The 16,799-nt window shown below is 73.4% G+C and carries 12 protein-coding genes; 11 read left to right on the top strand and 1 reads right to left on the bottom strand.

Annotation, left to right across the window (positions count from 1 at the left end):
• The 10 genes from ABTX81_RS38290 to ABTX81_RS38245 all read left to right on the top strand — a co-directional run.
• The coding region (locus ABTX81_RS38290) for an SDR family NAD(P)-dependent oxidoreductase (protein WP_350555339.1) at window positions 1–5,001 on the top strand (5,001 nt) is incomplete at its 5' end.
• Between the two features lie 120 nt (window positions 5,002–5,121).
• Window positions 5,122–5,907 (top strand): thioesterase II family protein, encoded by a 786-nt coding sequence (locus ABTX81_RS38285; protein ID WP_350555336.1) that lies wholly within the window; start codon window positions 5,122–5,124, stop codon window positions 5,905–5,907.
• Between the two features lie 114 nt (window positions 5,908–6,021).
• Window positions 6,022–7,272: an activator-dependent family glycosyltransferase gene (locus ABTX81_RS38280; RefSeq protein ID WP_350555334.1), complete on the top strand. Its 1,251-nt coding sequence runs from the start codon at window positions 6,022–6,024 to the stop codon at window positions 7,270–7,272.
• Entirely contained in the window at window positions 7,269–7,871 is a 603-nt protein-coding gene (locus ABTX81_RS38275) for a dTDP-4-dehydrorhamnose 3,5-epimerase family protein (protein WP_350555332.1), read from the top strand. Before ABTX81_RS38280 ends, ABTX81_RS38275 begins: the two co-directional genes overlap by 4 nt.
• Before the next feature lie 209 nt (window positions 7,872–8,080).
• Window positions 8,081–8,992: an ABC transporter ATP-binding protein gene (locus tag ABTX81_RS38270; RefSeq protein WP_350555330.1), complete on the top strand. Its 912-nt coding sequence runs from the start codon at window positions 8,081–8,083 to the stop codon at window positions 8,990–8,992.
• A 31-nt stretch (window positions 8,993–9,023) separates the two neighbouring features.
• Window positions 9,024–9,761, top strand: a complete 738-nt coding sequence (locus ABTX81_RS38265; RefSeq protein WP_350555328.1) for an ABC transporter permease — start codon at window positions 9,024–9,026, stop codon at window positions 9,759–9,761.
• Window positions 9,762–9,894: 133 nt separating this feature from the next.
• On the top strand, window positions 9,895–10,881 hold the full coding sequence (locus ABTX81_RS38260) for an aldo/keto reductase (RefSeq protein WP_350555325.1): 987 nt from the start codon (window positions 9,895–9,897) through the stop codon (window positions 10,879–10,881).
• The gene (locus ABTX81_RS38255) at window positions 10,875–12,257 is read left to right on the top strand and encodes an NDP-hexose 2,3-dehydratase family protein (RefSeq protein WP_350555323.1); all 1,383 of its coding nucleotides are present in this window, start codon (window positions 10,875–10,877) and stop codon (window positions 12,255–12,257) included. The genes ABTX81_RS38260 and ABTX81_RS38255 overlap by 7 nt, the downstream gene beginning before the upstream one ends.
• A 117-nt stretch (window positions 12,258–12,374) precedes the next feature.
• A complete protein-coding gene (locus ABTX81_RS38250) occupies window positions 12,375–13,187 on the top strand; it encodes an SDR family oxidoreductase (protein WP_350555321.1) in 813 nt (270 codons plus the stop codon).
• A 353-nt stretch (window positions 13,188–13,540) separates the two neighbouring features.
• Window positions 13,541–14,710 (top strand): ROK family protein, encoded by a 1,170-nt coding sequence (locus ABTX81_RS38245; protein ID WP_350555319.1) that lies wholly within the window; start codon window positions 13,541–13,543, stop codon window positions 14,708–14,710.
• A 151-nt stretch (window positions 14,711–14,861) separates the two neighbouring features.
• On the opposite strand, the gene ABTX81_RS38240 is transcribed toward ABTX81_RS38245, so the two are convergent.
• Window positions 14,862–15,635 (bottom strand): GntR family transcriptional regulator, encoded by a 774-nt coding sequence (locus ABTX81_RS38240; protein ID WP_350555317.1) that lies wholly within the window; start codon window positions 15,633–15,635, stop codon window positions 14,862–14,864.
• A 273-nt stretch (window positions 15,636–15,908) separates the two neighbouring features.
• On the opposite strand from ABTX81_RS38240, the gene ABTX81_RS38235 reads away from it, so the two are divergent.
• Window positions 15,909–16,712: an exodeoxyribonuclease III gene (locus ABTX81_RS38235; RefSeq protein ID WP_350555315.1), complete on the top strand. Its 804-nt coding sequence runs from the start codon at window positions 15,909–15,911 to the stop codon at window positions 16,710–16,712.
• Window positions 16,713–16,799 lie beyond the last annotated feature (87 nt).

Genomic DNA, 16,799 nt, shown 5'->3' with positions numbered 1-16,799 from the left:
GAGCCCTCGCCGCACGTCGACTGGTCGGCGGGCGCGGTCGAGCTGCTGACCGAGGCCCGGCCCTGGCCGCAGACCGGCGCCCCGCGCCGGGCCGGTGTGTCGGCGTTCGGGATCAGCGGCACCAACGCGCACGTCATCGTGGAGCAGGCGCCGGATGTCACCGATGCTCCGTCCGCGGCTGCGGGATCCGTGGTGCCGTGGGTGGTGTCCGGCAAGTCCCCGGCGGCGCTGCGGGCCCAGATCGAGCGCTTGCGGGAGTACGTCGCCGCCTCGCCCGGGCTGTCGCCCGTGGACGTGGGCTACTCGCTGGCGACCGGCCGGACGGCCTTCGAACACCGCGCGGTGGCCGTCGGGCGCGACCGCGAGGACCTGCTGCGCGCCCTGGACAACGCCACCGGCACGCAGGCCACCGACGGACTGACCGCGTTCCTGTTCACCGGCCAGGGCGCGCAACGGCTCGGCATGGGACAGGAGTTGCACGCGGCGTTCCCCGTGTTCGCCGCCGCGTTCGACGAGGTCTGCGCCGTCGTCGACGAGCACCTCGACCGCCCGCTGCGTGATGTGGTCTTCTCCACCGACGCCGGCCTGCTGGAGGGGACCGGGTACGCGCAGGTGGCGCTCTTTGCCATCGAGGTCGCGCTGTTCCGCCTCGTCGAATCCTGGGGCGTACGCGCGGACTTCCTCGTCGGGCACTCGGTCGGTGAACTCGCCGCCGCCCACGTCGCGGGCGTCTGGTCGCTCGCCGACGCCTGCGCCCTGGTGGCCGCCCGTGGCCGACTGATGCAGGCCCTGCCCACCGGCGGCGCCATGGTCTCCGTCATCGCCTCCGAGGACGACGTCCTGCCGTTCCTGGCGGGTCACGAGGAGCGGGTGGCGATCGCCGCCGTCAACGGCCCGGCTGCGACCGTACTGTCCGGTGACGAGGAAGCGGTCCTGGCCATCGTGGAAGCGGGCGGCTGGAAGTCCACCCGCCTGCGCGTCAGCCACGCCTTCCACTCGCCCCTGATGGAACCCATGCTGGAGGAATTCCGGCAGATCGCCCAGGGCTTGGAGTACCACGAGCCCACGATCGCCCTGGTCTCCAACGTCACCGGCGAGGTAGCCTCGGCCGACCTGGTCCGCTCGCCGGAGTACTGGGTGCGCCACGTCCGCGAGTCCGTCCGCTTCCACAACGGCATGACCACCCTGCGGGAACGCGGCGTCACCCGCTACATCGAGCTCGGCCCCGCAGCCGTCCTCACCGCCATGGGCCAAACCTGCGTCGACTCGGGCGAGTTCATCCCGCTTCTCCGCAAGAACCGCCCGGAGGAGGAGTCCGTCGTCACGGCGCTCGGCCGCATCCACACCACCGGCCTGCCCGTCGACTGGAGTGCCGTCTTCCCCGACGCCCACCGCGTCGACCTGCCCACCTACGCCTTCCAACGCGACCGCTACTGGCTCGACGCCCCGCAGGGCCTGTCCGACGTCACCCAGGCCGGCCTGGACACCGCCGACCACCCCCTCCTCGGCGCCGCCCTCCCCCTCGCCGACAGCGACCGCCTGATCCTCACCGGCCGCCTCTCCGTCCGCACCCAACCCTGGCTCGCCGACCACGCCGTCTCCGGGGTGATCCTCTTCCCCGGCACCGCCTTCCTCGAACTCGCCGCCCAGGCCGCCGACCGCGTCGGCTGCGACCAGGTCGACGAACTCACCCTCGAAGCACCCCTCATCCTCCCCGAACACGGCGGCGTCAGCCTCCAGATCACCACCGACGCCCCCGCCGACAACGGCACCCGGTCGATCACCATCCACAGCCGCCCCGAGCACGCCGACCCCGACCACCCCTGGACCCGCCACGCCAGCGGCGCTCTGAGCATCGGGGACTCCGCCGCCGCCGGCACCGACCTGGCCGTCTGGCCGCCGGCCGGCGCGGAGCCCGTCGAGGTCGGCGACCTCTACGAGCGCTTCGCCGAGGGCGGCTTCGGCTACGGCCCCGCGTTCCAGGGGCTGCGACAGGTGTGGGTGGCCGACGACGCCGTCTACGCCGAGGTCCGGCTGCCCGACGACCAGCAGGCCGCCGCCGGCGCCTACGGGCTGCACCCGGCCCTGCTCGACGCCGCCCTGCACGGACTCGCCCTCGGCTCCGTCCTCGACGGCGACTCCGACAACGGCTCCGACAACGGCTCCGCCGGCGGCGCGGGCGAAGGCCGCCTGCCGTTCTCCTGGACGGGCGTGTCCCTGCGTGCCTCCGGCGCCACCGCGCTGCGGGTGCGGATCGCCGCCGCCGGCACCGACGCCGTCTCCGTGGCGGTCGCGGACGCCGCCGGCAGCCCGGTCGCCGACATCGAGGCCCTGGTCCTGCGCCGGATGTCGGGCGCGCAGCTCGGGTCGTCCGCCCGCCCGGCCGGGCACGAGACGCTGTTCCGGGTCGACTGGCCGTCCGTGCCGGCCCCGGATCGGCAGCCGTCCGGCACCAGGCTGGCCCTGGTCGGCTCGGACGACCTCAAGCAGATGGAGGTCCTGGACGAACTGGGCTTCTCCCTGGAGTCCTACACCGACCTGGACGCGCTCGCCGGTGCCGTCGCCTCGGGCAGCTCGGCGCCCGCGATGGTGCTGGTCTCCTGCCCGTCCGCGCCGGAGGGCGCCGAGGCGGTGCGCAGCGCCACCCACCGCGCCCTGGCGCTGGTCCAGGCGTGGCTCGCGGACGAGCGGTTCGCGTCGTCCCGGATGGTGTTCGTCACCCGGCGGGCCGTCGCCGCCGCGCCCGACGAGGGCGTGTCGGACCTGGCGGACGCCGCGGTGTGGGGCCTGGTCCGCGCGGCGCAGTCGGAGCACCCGGACCGCTTCGTCCTCGTCGACGTCGACGAGGACGCGTCCTCCGGCCGGGCCCTGGGCGCGGCGCTGCTGTCCGGTGAACCGCAGCTGGCGGTGCGCGGCGGCGAGCTCTCGGTGCCGCGCCTGGCGCGGGTGACGGCCGTCCCGCAGGAGGCGCAGGAGGACGCGGCGCCGTGGGACGCCGAGGGCACCGTACTGATCACCGGTACGGGCCTGCTGGGCGGTCTGCTCGCCCGGCACCTGGTCCGGCAGCGCGGCGTCCGCCGGCTGGTGCTGACCAGCCGGCGCGGCGCCGACGCCGACGGCGTGAAGGAGCTGTGCGCCGAGCTGACGGCGCTCGGCGCGGAGGTCGCCGTCGCCGCCTGCGACGCGGCCGACCGCGAGGCGCTGGCGGCCGTGCTCGCCGCGATCCCCGCGGACCGTCCGCTGACCGCCGTGGTGCACACGGCGGGTGTCGTGGACGACGGCCTGGTCGACGGGCTCACGCCGGAGCGGCTGGACGCGGTGCTGCGGCCGAAGGTGGACGCGGTGCTGAACCTGCACGAGCTGACGCGTCACCAGGACCTCGCCGCCTTCGTGGTGTACTCCTCGGCGGCCGGGGTGGTGGGCAGTGCGGGCCAGGCCAACTACGCGGCGGCGAACGCCTTCCTGGACGCGTTCGCGCACAGCCGGCGCGGCCAGGGCCTGCCGGCCACCTCGCTCGCCTGGGGTCCCTGGGACGAGCTCAGCGCGATGACGGCGACGCTCGACGCCGGCGACCTCGCCCGGGCGGCCCGCGCCGGGGTGGGCGGGCTGTCGTCCGAGGAGGGCCTGCGGCTGTTCGACACAGCGCTCGCCCTCGGGGAGCCGCTGCTGGTGCCGATCCGGATCGACGCCGGCGCGCTGCGCGCCGGTGCCGCCGGTGTGGCCCTTCCCGCCGTGCTCCGCGGGCTGGTCCGCACCCCGGGCCGCCGGGCCGCGGCCGCGGCCGGAACCCCGGCCGGCGACGGCGGCACGGGCACCCCATCGCTCGCCGGCCGCCTGGCGGCGCTGCCGGAGGCCGAACGGCTCGGTGTGCTGGTCGAGTTGGTGCGCACTCAGGTGGCCGCCGTGCTGGGCCACGCGGGGCCGGAGGCGGTGGCGGAGGACCACCAGTTCGTGGACTCCGGCTTCGACTCGCTCACCGCCGTCGAGCTGCGCAACCGGCTGAACGCCGCCACCGGGCTGCGGCTGCCCGCGACCCTGGCGTTCGACCACAGCACCCCGGCCGACCTGGCGGAGCGGCTGCGCCGCGAGCTGGCGCAGGCGCCCGCCGTGACGGACCGCGCGCCGCAGGCGGCTCCCGCCGCGCCCGCGGGCGGTTCGGCGACGCTGGCCTCGCTCTATCTGGGGGCCTTCCAGCGCGGCAAGTGGGGCGAGGCGTTCGACCTGCTGCGGGCCGTCGCCGCGCTGCGGCCGCAGTTCGGCTCCGCCGCCGAGCTGGAGAAGCCGCCGACGCCGATCAAGCTCGCCCGGGGAGAGGCGCAGACCCAGGTGTTCTGCCTCCCGTCCTGCCTCGCCCTGGCCGGGCTGCACCAGTACGCGCGGTTCGCGTCGTCCTTCCGGGGGCTGCGCGATGTGTCGGCGCTCCCGCTGCCCGGGTTCGTCCGGGACGAGAGCCTGCCGACGACGATGGACGCCGTCGTCCAGGCCCAGGCGGCGGCCGTCGCCGAGGCCGCGGACGGCGCCCCGTTCGTGCTGCTCGGGACGTCGGCGGGCGGCTGGTTCGCGCAGGCCGCGGCGGGCCGGCTGGAGGAGCTGGGCGTCCGGCCGGCCGGTGTCGTGCTGGTGGACACCTACGTGCCCAGGAGCAACTTCGTCAACCAGTTCGGGCTGGCGCTGATGGACGGCATGTCGGAGCGCGAGGGCACCTTCGTCGCGATGGACGACGACCGGCTGACGGCGATGGGCTGGTACCTGGACATCTGCAAGGAGTGGGAGCCGCGGCCGGTCCAGGCGCCCACCCTGCTCGTCCGGGCCGAGCAGCCGCTGGGCGGCGGCGCCGGCGCGGCGTCCCCCGAGGAGTGGCGTTCCTTCTGGGACCTGCCCCATGACGTCGTCGACGTCCAGGGCAACCACTTCAGCGTGATGGAGGACCACGTCGCCTCCACCGCGGCCGCCATCGAGGCGTGGATCTCGGCCCTGCCGCCGCGGGGCGGCGCCCACTGAGGGAGGCGGTACCCGCGCAGGGGGAGGCGGCACCCGCTGCCGCCTCGCCCTGCGCGGCACGCGGTTCGTATCCGACCACTACCGGCACGACCGGTGAGACCGAAAGGGACACCCACCACCATGGCATCGCCGACCAGCGACGACAGCCTGTGGCTGCGCCGCTTCCACCCCCAGCCCGAGGCCACGGTGCGGCTGGTCTGCTTCCCGCACGCCGGCGGCTCCGCGAGCTTCTTCTTCCCGATGTCGCAGGAGATGTCCTCGGGGATCGAGGTGATGGCCGTCCAGTACCCGGGGCGGCAGGACCGGCGCGGCGAGCGGCCCGTCGAGAGCGTCCAGGAGCTCGCCCGGGAGATCCACACCGTGCTCGCGCGCTGGACGGACCTGCCGGTCGCGCTGTTCGGCCACAGCATGGGCGCCAGCGTCGCCTTCGAGGTGGCCCGGCTGCTGGAGCGGGAGTCCGGCATCGTGCCGGCCGCGCTGTTCGCCTCCGGCCGGAACGCGCCCTCGCAGCACCGCAGCCATGAGGTCCACCTGCTCGACGACAACGGCATCGTGGCGGAGCTGCAGCGGCTCAGCGGCACCGATTCCCGGATCCTGGGCGACCTGGAGCTGCTGCGCTTCGCGCTGCCCGCGATCCGCAGCGACTACAAGGCGGCGGAGACCTACCGCTACGAGCCCGGGCCGCCGTTGCGCTGTCCGGTGGTGGGGCTCGGCGGCGACAGCGACATCCGGGTCGACGTCGAGGACGTCGCGGCGTGGGGCGACCACACCTCCGGGACCTTCGATCTCCAGGTCTTCCCCGGCGGGCACTTCTACCTCAGCGACCAGAAGGCGGCCGTGGTGAACGCGGTGTCGGATTTCCTCATCGCCCGCAACCCGATCACCGTGCTGCCTTCCGCCGGCTGAATTCCAGTTGAACTCAACTACCGCCACTTAAGGGGGTGGTAGGGGTTGTCGCCGCCCTTCCGGGTCGGCTTTGCTGAATCCGCCTCACGGGACCCCAGGAAAGAAGAAACGCATATGCGCGTGTTGTTCGCCACCGTCTCCGAAAAATCCCATCTCTACACCATGGTCCCGTTGGCGTGGGCGTGCGCCGCGGCCGGGCACGAGGTGCGGATCGCCAGCAACCCGGTCCTCGCGGAGGCGATCAGCCGCACCGGTCTGACCGCGGTGTCCGTCGGCACGGACCACAACATCCACCAGCTGTTCGCCATGCACCACGACCAGCTGGAGAACGAGATCTCCGACTGGTCGCAGCCCTACGCCGACCAGCAGACCTGGGAGAAGGTGCTCACCAAGTACCGGATGAGCACCCAGTTCGCCTACCGGATCTACAACGACGGCATGGTCGACGACCTGGTGGCGCTCGCCAAGGACTGGCAGCCGGACCTGGTCATCTGGGACCCGCTGACCTACGCGGCGCCGGTGGCGGCCCGGGTCGTCGGCGCCGCCCACGCGCGCATGCTGTGGTGCGTGGACATCTACTCCAAGATGCGCTCGGCCTTCCTGGAGCTGATGGAGCAGCAGCCGGAGGACCAGCGCGAGGACCCGCTGGCCGCCTGGCTGACCGAGCTGCTGGCCCGCTACGGCTGCGACTTCGCCGAGGAGGTCACCACCGGCCAGTGGACCATCGACCAGATCCCGGACAGCCTCCAGCTGCCGCTGGACGTCAAGCGCGTCCCGCTGCGCTGGGTGCCGTACAACGGGCCGTCGGTGGAGCCGGCGTGGGTGCGCGAGAAGCCCCGGCGCCCCCGGGTCTGTCTGACCTCGGGTGTCTCCTTCGGGGCGCTCGGCGGTTCCTTCGTGCCGATCCAGGAGATCCTGGACGCGGTCGCGGACCTCGACATCGAGCTCATCGCGGCGCTGCCCGCGGAGATCGCCGAGGGCCTGGAGCGGGTGCCGGCCAACGCCCGCCTGGTGGACTTCGTGCCGCTGCACACCCTGCTCCCCAGCTGCTCCGTCATCCTCCACCACGGCGGCTTCGGCTCCTGGACGACCGCGCTGGTCAACGGCGTTCCGCAGTTCATGGCCCCGATCCGGTTCGCGGACTGGTGGAACAAGGCGACCGCGCTGGAGGACGCCGGCGTGGGCATCCACGTGCACGCCGGCGAACTCACCGCCCAGGGCGTGCGCGAGGGCATCCAGCGGCTGCTCGACGACCCGTCGTTCAAGGAGTCCGCCGAGCGGGTGCGGGCGGAGATCCAGGCCACGCCGAGCCCCGCCGAGGTCGTGCCGGTGCTGGAGAAGCTGACGGCGGAGCACCGCTCGTGAAGGTCCGGGAACTGGCCGTCGGCGGTGCCTTCGCGTTCACGCCGGCGGTCCACCCCGACGAGCGGGGTCTGTTCTGCGCGAGCTACACCGAGTCCGCCTTCACGGCGGCGGTCGGGCACCCGCTGCGACTGGGCCAGTACCACAACAGCGTGTCCCGGCGCGGCACGGTGCGCGGGATCCACTTCGCCGACGTGCCGCCCGGGCAGGCCAAGTTCGTCACCTGCACCCGCGGTTCGCTGCTGGACGTGGTGGTGGACCTGCGGGTGGGCTCGCCGACCTTCGGGCGGTGGGACTCGCTGGTGCTGGACGCCGTCACCCGCCAGGGGATCTACCTCGCCGAGGGGCTGGGGCACGCCTTCATGGCCCTGGAGGACGACACCGTGGCCGCGTACCTCTGCTCGACCGAGTACGACCCGGCCGCGGAGCACGAGATCGACCCGTTCGATCCCGAGATCGGCCTGCCCTGGCCTCGGGAGATCACGCCCGTGGTGTCGGACCGGGACCGGGAGGCCCCGACCCTGCGGGAGGCCCGGCAGGCCGGCGCACTGCCGGACTACGACGCCTGCCTGGCACGCTACGCTGCACTCCGCACGCCTTGACGTTCCGAAGTGCCGAGGTGACACCCGGTACTGACGTGACGTCATGAAGCCCGCTCCACCGCCGGCCGCTCCCCCGCGGCCGGCGGTGGAGCCGTGCCGCCGTCCGGACGGAAGGCTCCCCGACGACCGCGTCGGGCGGTCCGGCGCGGGGACGCCCGCCCGCGGCGGCACCCAGGTAAGGAATCCCGGTGGAAAAGGAAAGAGAAGGCATGCCGGTGATCGAGGTCCGGAAACTCCGCAAGACCTACGGCGACCACGTCGCCGTGGACGACGTCTCCTTCGCCGTGGAGGAGGGCGAGATATTCGGCATCCTCGGCCCCAACGGCGCGGGCAAGACGACGATCGTGGAGTGCGTCGAGGGCCTGCGCCGCTACGACGGCGGCACGGTCTCCGTCATGGGGCTGGACCCGCACCGCGACAAGGAGCAGTTGCGGCAGCGGATCGGCATCCAGCTCCAGGAGAGCGAACTGCCGCCCCGGCTCAAGGTCCGGGAGGCGCTGCAGATGTACAGCACCTTCTACCGCGACCCGGCCGACTGGCGGAGCCTGATCACCGACTGGGGGCTGGAGAAGAAGCGCGACAGCCGGTTCGGACAGCTGTCCGGCGGCCAGAAGCAGCGGCTGTCCATCGCCCTCGCGCTGGTCGGCAATCCGAGGATCGCGGTGTTCGACGAGCTGACGACCGCGCTCGACCCCCGGGCCCGGCGGGACACCTGGGAGCTGATCGAGCGGGTCCGCGCCCAGGGCGTCACGGTCCTGCTGGTCACCCACTTCATGGAGGAGGCCGAGCGGCTCTGCGACCGCATCGCGGTCATCAGGGAGGGACGGCTGGCGGCGCTCGACACCCCGGCCGGCCTGATCGCCTCCGCCAACTCCGAGCAGCGCCTGCGCTTCACCCCCTCCGCCCCGCTGGACGACTCCCTGCTGACCGCGCTGCCCGAGGTGACCTCGGTGACCCGGGCCAACGCCAGGGTGACGGTGACCGGCACGGAGAACCTGGTGTACGCCGTGGTCGCGGTGCTCTCGCGGCACGGGATCGTCCCCGGTGAGCTGCGCCTGGAGCAGCCCACGCTGGAGGACGCCTTCGTGAAGCTCACCGGTTCCACGCCGGCCGCGAACTGACCCCGTGACACCACAGACCAGGAGTACACGCATGACCGGGCGCTCCCAGCTCACCCTCGTCGAGACCAAGCTCTTCCTCCGCGACCCCACCGCGGTGTTCTTCGTGATCGCCCTGCCGGTCATGCTGCTCGGGATCTTCCACATCATCACCACCAACTCGGACGACACCCCCGACCAGAAGGCCGCGATGGCGGCGTTCGTGCCGGCCATGGCGATGTCGATGTGCCTGACCATGCTGTCGCTGAACCTGCTGCCCACCACCCTGGCGACCTACCGGGAGAAGGGCATCCTGCGCCGGATGGCGGCCAGCCCCGTCCACCCGGTCAACCTGCTGCTCGCCCAGCTCGTCATCAACCTGGCGACCGCCGTCGTCGCGGCGGTACTGGTGCTCGGCGTCGGGCGGTTCGCCTTCGACACGGCGCTGCCGCAGCAGGTGCCGGCCTTCCTGCTGACCTTCGCACTCGGCGCCTGGGCGCTGTTCTCGGTCGGCCTGGTCGTCGCCGCGATGGCCCCGGGCAGCCGCGCGGCGACGTCGATCGGCCTGTCGCTGCTCTTCCCCAGCCTGTTCTTCGGCGGGGTCTTCCTCCCGAAGGAGCAACTGCCCGAGACCGTCGCCACCATCGGCGACTACACCCCCCTCGGCGCCACCCTGCAGGCCCTGCGGGACTCCTGGGAAGGCCACTGGCCGCAGACCCTCCACCTGGTCGTCCTCGCCGTCGTCGGCGCCGTGTGCAGCGTGCTGGCGGCGAGGCTGTTCCGCTGGCAGTAGGACCCCGGGCCGACATCCGCCGGGACATCCGGGACCCCCGGGGCGCTCGCCCCGGGGTCTCCCCGACGCAGTCGACCGCCGTCCACGGGACGGCGGCAGCCGCAGAGAACCAGTACCGGTAAAGGAATCGCAGATGGAGTACACCTACCTCGGCCGCACCGCCCTCCAGGTGAGCCGGCTCTGCCTGGGCACCCTGAACCTGGGGGTCCGGGCGACCAAGGACGAGAGTTTCGAGATCATGGACCGCGGCCTGGACCGCGGGATCAACTTCCTCGACACCGCGAACCAGTACGGCTGGCAGGTCCACAAGGGCTTCACCGAGGAGCTGCTCGGCGAGTGGTTCGCCCAGGGCGGCGGCCGCCGCGAGCAGGTCGTGCTCGGCACCAAGGTGTTCAACCCGATGAGCGACCGTCCCAACGACGGCGGCCTGTCGGCCCGTCACATCATCGCCTCCTGCGAGGCCTCGCTGCGCCGGATGCGCACCGACTGGATCGACCTCTTCCAGATGCACCACATCGACCGCCACGCCCCCTGGGACGAGGTCTGGCAGGCAATGGAGATGCTCACCCAGCAGGGCAAGGTCCGGTACGTGGGCTCGTCGAACTTCGCCGGCTGGCACATCGCCGAGGCGCAGGAGGCCGCCTCGCGCCGCAACTTCCTCGGCATCGTCTCCGAGCAGTCCGTCTACAACATGGTCACCCGCTACGTGGAGCTGGAGCTGATCCCGGCCGCCCAGCGCTACGGGGTGGCCGTCCTCGCCTGGTCGCCGCTGCACGGGGGCCTGCTCAGCGGCGCGCTGCGCAAGCTGGAGGAGGGCACCGCCGTCAAGACCGCGCAGGGGCGGGCGATGCAGGCGCTGGAGAAGCACCGCGACGCCGTCGCCGGGTACGAGAAGCTCTGCGCCGGCCTCGGGCTCGACCCGGCCGAGGTGGGCCTGGCCTGGGTGATGTCCCGGCCCGGGATCACCGCCCCGGTGATCGGCCCGCGCAGCCTCGGCCAGCTCGACAGCGCCCTGAACGCCATGGAGCTGGAGCTGGGCGACGAGGTGCTGGCCGAGATCGACCGGCTGTTCCCGCCGATCGGCAACGGCGGGCCCGGACCGGAGGCGTGGGCGTGGTGAACGCCCTCGCGACCCGTGTCGCGCGCTCCGCGCACGCGGCCGACAGCTCCACGGTCACGCTCGCCGGCTTCCACGCGTGGCTGGACGAGCGCCGCCGGGCCGACGCCTCGAAGGTCGAGCGCATACCGTTCGCGGCGATGCGCGGATGGGGCTTCGAGCCGGTCACCGGCAACCTCGTCCACGACAGCGGACGGTTCTTCAGCGTCGAGGGTCTGAACGTCACCATGCCGGGGCGCCCGGTCGAGACGTGGACCCAGCCGATCCTGCGTCAGCCGGAGATCGGCATTCTCGGCATCATCGCCAAGGAGTTCGACGGGGTGCTGCACTTCCTCATGCAGGCCAAGATGGAGCCCGGCAACTGCAACGGCCTGCAGCTCTCGCCCACCGTGCAGGCCACCCGCAGCAACTACACCCGGGTGCACCGGGGCGCGGCCGTCCCCTACGTCGAGTACTTCCAGCGGCCCGGGCGGTACCGCACCCTCGCCGATGTGCGCCAGTCGGAACAGGGCTGCTGGTTCTACCGCAAGCGCAACCGCAACATCATCATCGAGGTGGACGAGGACGTCGAGGTCCTGGACGGCTTCCACTGGCTGACCCTGCGCCAGCTGCACCAGCTGCTCGTCGTCGAGGACCTGGTCAACATGGACTCGCGCAGCGTCCTCGCCTGCCTGCCCTTCCCGTTCCAGGGGTGCGCGACGGGCGACGCCGGTCCGCAGGCCGCGCCCGTCGGCACCGAGCTGCTCAGCTGGATCACCGAGGCGCGCACCCGGTACGAGCCGCACGCCGAGCGCATCCCGCTGAACCGCGTCCGGCACTGGCAGCGTTCGGGTGACCGCATCTCGCACGAGAACGGCGGCTTCTTCAGCGTCATCGCGGTGGACGTCCAGGCCGGCGGCCGCGAGGTCCGCAGCTGGTCCCAGCCCATGATCGAGCCGCACGGCACCGGTCTTTCGGCCTTCCTGACCCGGCGCGTCGACGGCGTCCTGCAGGCGCTCGTGCACGCCCGGGTGGAGCCCGGGTACACCGACGTCCTGGAGCTCGCGCCCACCGTGCAGTGCACGCCCGAGAACTACACCCGGCTGCCGGCCGCCGCCCGGCCGCCGCTGCTCGACCACGTGCTCGGGGCGCCGCCGGAGCGGGTGCTGTTCGACTCGGTGCTCTCGGAGGAGGGCGGGCGCTTCTACCACGCCCGCAACCGCTACCTCGTGCTCGACGCCGACCCCGCCCTGCGCGAGGACGACCTCGGGCCGGACCACCGGTGGATCCCCGTCCCGGAACTCCTCGGGCTGATCCGGCACAGCCACTACCTCAACGTCGAGGCCCGCACGCTGATCGCCTGTCTGCAGAGCGTGGACGCCCCGGCGACGCCGCGCTAGCCGGCGGACCGGCCCGCGCGCTGCGCCGCCGTGCGGCGGGGCAGCGCGCGGGATCCGCCAGGGGGTAGGTTCTCCCCGGAGCCGGTGTGCGGCCGGCCGGGACGGGGTGTCGGCGGGATGACGGACCAGGTGCGGACGGGCGAGGCGCGGGCGGACGAGGCGCGGGCGGGCCAGGAGCTCGCGGGCCGGGTGCTCGCGGGCCGGGCGGCGGTCGTCACGGGCGGCTCGCGCGGGATCGGGCGGGCCGTGGTGGAGCGGCTGGCGGCGGACGGCGCGGACGTCGTGTTCGGGTACGCGCACGACGACGCGGCGGCGGCCGACGTGGTGCGCGCGGTGGCCGCGCGCGGCGCCGGACGGGCGCACGCGGTACGGGCCGACCTCGGCGCGCCGGACGGCGCGGAGTGGCTGATGGCGGCCGCCCAGGAGGAGCTCGGCGGGCTGGACATCCTGGTCAACAACGCGGCCCGCGGCTTCACCCGCGCGCCCCTCGCCGAGACCGACCCGGCGGACTTCGACGCCGTACTCGCCGTCAATACCCGCGCGGTGTTCCTGACGCTGCGGTACGCCGCCCGGCACATGCGCGACGGCGGGCGGATCGTGAACGTCTCCACCCTCAACACCCGCCGCCCCGCCCCCGGCATCGCCCCGTACCTGGCCAGCAAGGGCGCGCTGGAGCAGCTGACCGAGGCCGCGGCCCTGGAGCTGGGGCCGCGCGGGATCACCTGCAACACCGTCTCCCCCGGGCCGGTGGAGACCGACCTGCTGCGCTCCACCAATCCCCCGCAGGCGCTGGAGACGGTGGCCGGGCTGACGCCGCTGCGGCGGCTCGGGCAGCCGGCGGACGTCGCGGACGTGATCGCGTTCCTGGTCGGCCCGGACGGCCGCTGGGTCTCCGGGCAGAACATCGGCGCGACCGGCGGCCTGCGCTGAGGACGGTGGCACGGCGGGTCGGGGCCGGTCGGGGCCGGTCGGGGCCGGTCAGGCCGGGGCGGTGAGGGAATGGTCACGCACTGCCACCCGATCCGTACCATTTCGATACCGAAGCCGGGATGAGCTGGGAAGATGCTCGCCGGGGCCGGGCGGCCCCCGGTAGCATCCGGCTCAGGCCACCCGGACCGGCGCAGGCGGCGCAGCACCGCCGTGCCGTTTCCGCCGGGCGGCTGACTCCCGCGGGTCCGCCCGGGGGCGGTCTCCGGCACGACCGGCCGGTGGCGCCGCCGGTGGTGCCCGTGTACACGGCACGCGCGCAAGGGCAGTCGCGCGGAACGGCGAAGGGCAGCGTCTTGGCGGACAGACTCACCGGTGGCGACTCCTCACTCCTACGGCGGATCAACGCCGCGGTGACCCTCCGGGCGCTGCGCGACGGCCATGCGGTGACCCTGACCCAGCTGGTCGGTGACACCGGGCTGTCCCGGCCGACGGTCGAGGGCGTGATCGAGGGACTGGTGGAGACCGGCCTGGTCGCCGAGGTCGAGCAGCCGCAGCCGCAGCCGGGCGGTCAGCCCGGTCCCGGGCGGCGCGGCCGGCCGGCCCGGTGGTTCCGGTTCCGGGCCGAGGCGGGGCACATCCTCGGCATCGAGATCGGGGTGCACGACATCCGGATCATCCTCGCGGACCTCGCCGGCGAGGTGGTGGGCACCCACTTCCGGCCGGTCGAGGAGAGCCTTGAGGCGGAGGAACGGCTCGCCGCCGTACGGTCGGTGGTCGCCGAGGTGCTGCGCAAGGCCGGCGTCTCCCGGGACAACCTGTGGGCGGTGGGCGTCGGCACGCCGGGCATCGTCGACCGGGACGGCACCGTGCAGTTGGGCACCGCGATGCCCGGGTGGACCGGGCTGGACATCGGGGCACGGCTGCGGCGCTCGTTCCGCTGCCCGGTGATGATCGAGAACGACGCCAACCTCGCCGCGATCGCCGAGCACTGGCAGGGCGCGGCGGTCGGCGCCGACGACGTCGTGTTCGTCATGGCGGGGCTGAGCCCGGGGGCCGGCTCGCTGATCAACGGCCGGCTGCACCGGGGCTTCGGCGGCGCGGCCGGCGAGATCGGCGCGCTGCACCTGCTGGGGCAGGAGGTGACCCCGGAGCGGCTGCTCTCCACCACCGGCAAGCCGCTCAATCCGCTGGACGAGGCGGCGGTGGCGCGGGTGCTGAAGCTGGCCCGCGAGGGCGACGCGGTGGCGAAGGTCGCGACGGACCGCTTCCTGACCCGTCTGGTGCAGAGCGTCGCGGCCCTGGTGCTGGCCATCGACCCGCAGCTGGTGGTGGTCGGCGGCTGGGCGGCCGGCCTGGACGGCGTGCTCGACCCGCTGCGCGAGCGGCTGGCCCAGTTCACCCTGCGCGCGCCGGAGGTGGCGCTGGCCGCGCTGGGCTCGGAGGTGGTCGCGATGGGCGCCCTGCGGGTGGCCCTCGACCAGGTCGAGGAGCAGCTGTTCGCCGTCAACCCCCCGGCGGCTTGAGCGGGTTCGGCTTGAGCGGGTTCGGCCCGGGCGCCTCGGCAGGGGCGCCCGGGCCCCGCTGTTCTCGCGGGTTCTCGTGGAACGGAGACGGCCCAGGCCCGGGCGCCTGGCGGGGCGCTCGGGCCTGGGCCTGAGGGTTTTCGGGAGTGGTTCAGGAGGCGGCGGCACCCACGGGGGTGGCGCCCACGGGGGTCACCTCGACGAGGCCGGTCTCGCCGAAGGTGAGCTTGCAGGTGTCCGCGCGGTAGGTGGAGACGGCGAGCGCGACCAGCCGGCCGGCCGCGGCGTACTGGGTGGTCATCACCAGCACCGGCGAGCCGGGCGGGCGCTCCAGCAGGGCGGCCTGCTCGGCCTCGGCGACACCCAGCTCGACCGAGCGGGACTCGCCGTCGACCTCCAGGCGCTCCAGCTGGCGCAGCACCGAACGGGCGCGGTCGCTCTCGGCGCGGAAGCCGGGCAGGTGCGGCAGCGCGGCGGCCGGCACGTGCAGCGACTCGGTGGCCATGGAGCGGCCCTGCACCAGGCGGACCCGGCGCACGGTGTGCACCGGCGCGCCCTCGGCGATCCCGAGCGCCTCGGCCAGCCGCCGGGCGGCCGGGGCGGTGGTGCAGTCGACGGTGCGCCAGGCCTGGCTGCGGGCGGCGCCGGGCCAGCCCTCCTCCTGCCGGTTCACCGGGACGCCGACCCGGGGGGCGGCGATCAGGGTGCCGATGCCGCGCCGGCGGACCAGGCGGCCCTCCAGCTCCAGCTGGTCGAGCGCCTGCCGCAGGGTGGCCCGGGCGACACCGAAGCGGGCGGCGAGCTCGCGCTCGTTCGGCAGGATCTGGCCGATGGCGAACTCCGTGTCGATGGCGCGGAGCAGCACCGTGCGCAGGTGCCAGTACTTCGGTTCCGGTACCGCCGTGAGCTGTCCTGTCGTTCCCACCGTGTCCTCCACCCTGGTGTTTCGCCCTGCTGAAAGAGGGCGGATCCCGGCCCGCTGTCCGCTGTTGCGGCAGGTGGGAGAGCGGGCTTTTTTCCGTCCTTCTTTATTAAAGGTCCTTGCAGTAAGTGACCCTAGGGGCTCGATCGGGAGATGGTCAAGACCAATGGCGTGGCGCGGCGGGACTCCCGCACAGATTCATGGTGCGTTCACGTCAGCTCCGCAACCGGACGCGTCGCGGTATGGGCCACCCCCGGCACTGGGTAGGCTGCCCGGGTGATCGTGGTGACGAGTGTGAACGTGAACGGAATCCGGGCGGCGGCCAAGAAGGGCTTCATCGAGTGGCTGGCCGCCACCGAGGCGGACGTGGTCTGCCTGCAGGAGGTGCGCTCCGAGCCCGAGCAGCTCCCGGTGGAGCTGCGCGACCTGGACGGCTGGCACGCGGTGTGGGCCCCCGCCGCCGCCAAGGGCCGGGCCGGCGTGGCGATCCTCTCCCGCACGGAGCCGAGCCGCACGGTCATCGGCTTCGAGTCGGCGGAATTCGACAATTCGGGCAGGTACATCGAAATCGACCTGCCCGGCCTGACCGTGGCCAGCCTCTACCTCCCCTCCGGCGAGGTCGGTACCGAGCGCCAGGAGGAGAAGGAACGCTTCATGGCGGAATTCCTCGTCCACCTCCACAAACTCCGCACCCGCGCCGCCGCCGACGGCCGCGAGGTCGTGGTCTGCGGCGACTGGAACATCGCCCACCGCCCCGAGGACCTCAAGAACTGGAAGGCCAACCAGAAGTCCGCCGGCTTCCTCCCCGAAGAACGCGCCTGGCTCTCCCGCGTCTACGACGAGGCCGGCTACACCGACGTCGTCCGCCACCTCCACCCCGACCGCACCGGCCCCTACTCCTGGTGGTCCTACCGCGGCCGCGCCTTCGACAACGACACCGGCTGGCGCATCGACCTCCAGGTCGCCACCCCCACCCTCGCCGCCCGCGCCACCGACGCCCGCGTCGAACGCGCCGAGACCCACGCCGAACGCTGGAGCGACCACGCGCCGGTCACCGTGGCCTACGACCTGGAAGCCTGACTCCAGTCGAACGGCCGGGCTGCCAGGCGGAAGGGCAGCCCGGCCGCCAGTCTCGTCGATGACCGGATGGGATCCTCGCCTACAGCC

Source organism: Kitasatospora sp. NPDC097605, from assembly GCF_040302725.1.
Lineage (GTDB): Bacteria > Actinomycetota > Actinomycetes > Streptomycetales > Streptomycetaceae > Kitasatospora.
The sequence above is the reverse complement of the archived record's forward strand: the minus strand, read 5'-3'. Positions and strand labels throughout refer to the sequence as shown.

Coding starts and splice junctions, on each gene's coding strand:
- ABTX81_RS38250 (WP_350555321.1), top strand. CDS start 12,375: ATGACGGACCAGGTGCGGACGGGCGAGGCGCGGGCGGACGAGGCGCGG.
- ABTX81_RS38265 (WP_350555328.1), top strand. CDS start 9,024: ATGACCGGGCGCTCCCAGCTCACCCTCGTCGAGACCAAGCTCTTCCTC.
- ABTX81_RS38260 (WP_350555325.1), top strand. CDS start 9,895: ATGGAGTACACCTACCTCGGCCGCACCGCCCTCCAGGTGAGCCGGCTC.
- ABTX81_RS38270 (WP_350555330.1), top strand. CDS start 8,081: ATGCCGGTGATCGAGGTCCGGAAACTCCGCAAGACCTACGGCGACCAC.
- ABTX81_RS38285 (WP_350555336.1), top strand. CDS start 5,122: ATGGCATCGCCGACCAGCGACGACAGCCTGTGGCTGCGCCGCTTCCAC.
- ABTX81_RS38280 (WP_350555334.1), top strand. CDS start 6,022: ATGCGCGTGTTGTTCGCCACCGTCTCCGAAAAATCCCATCTCTACACC.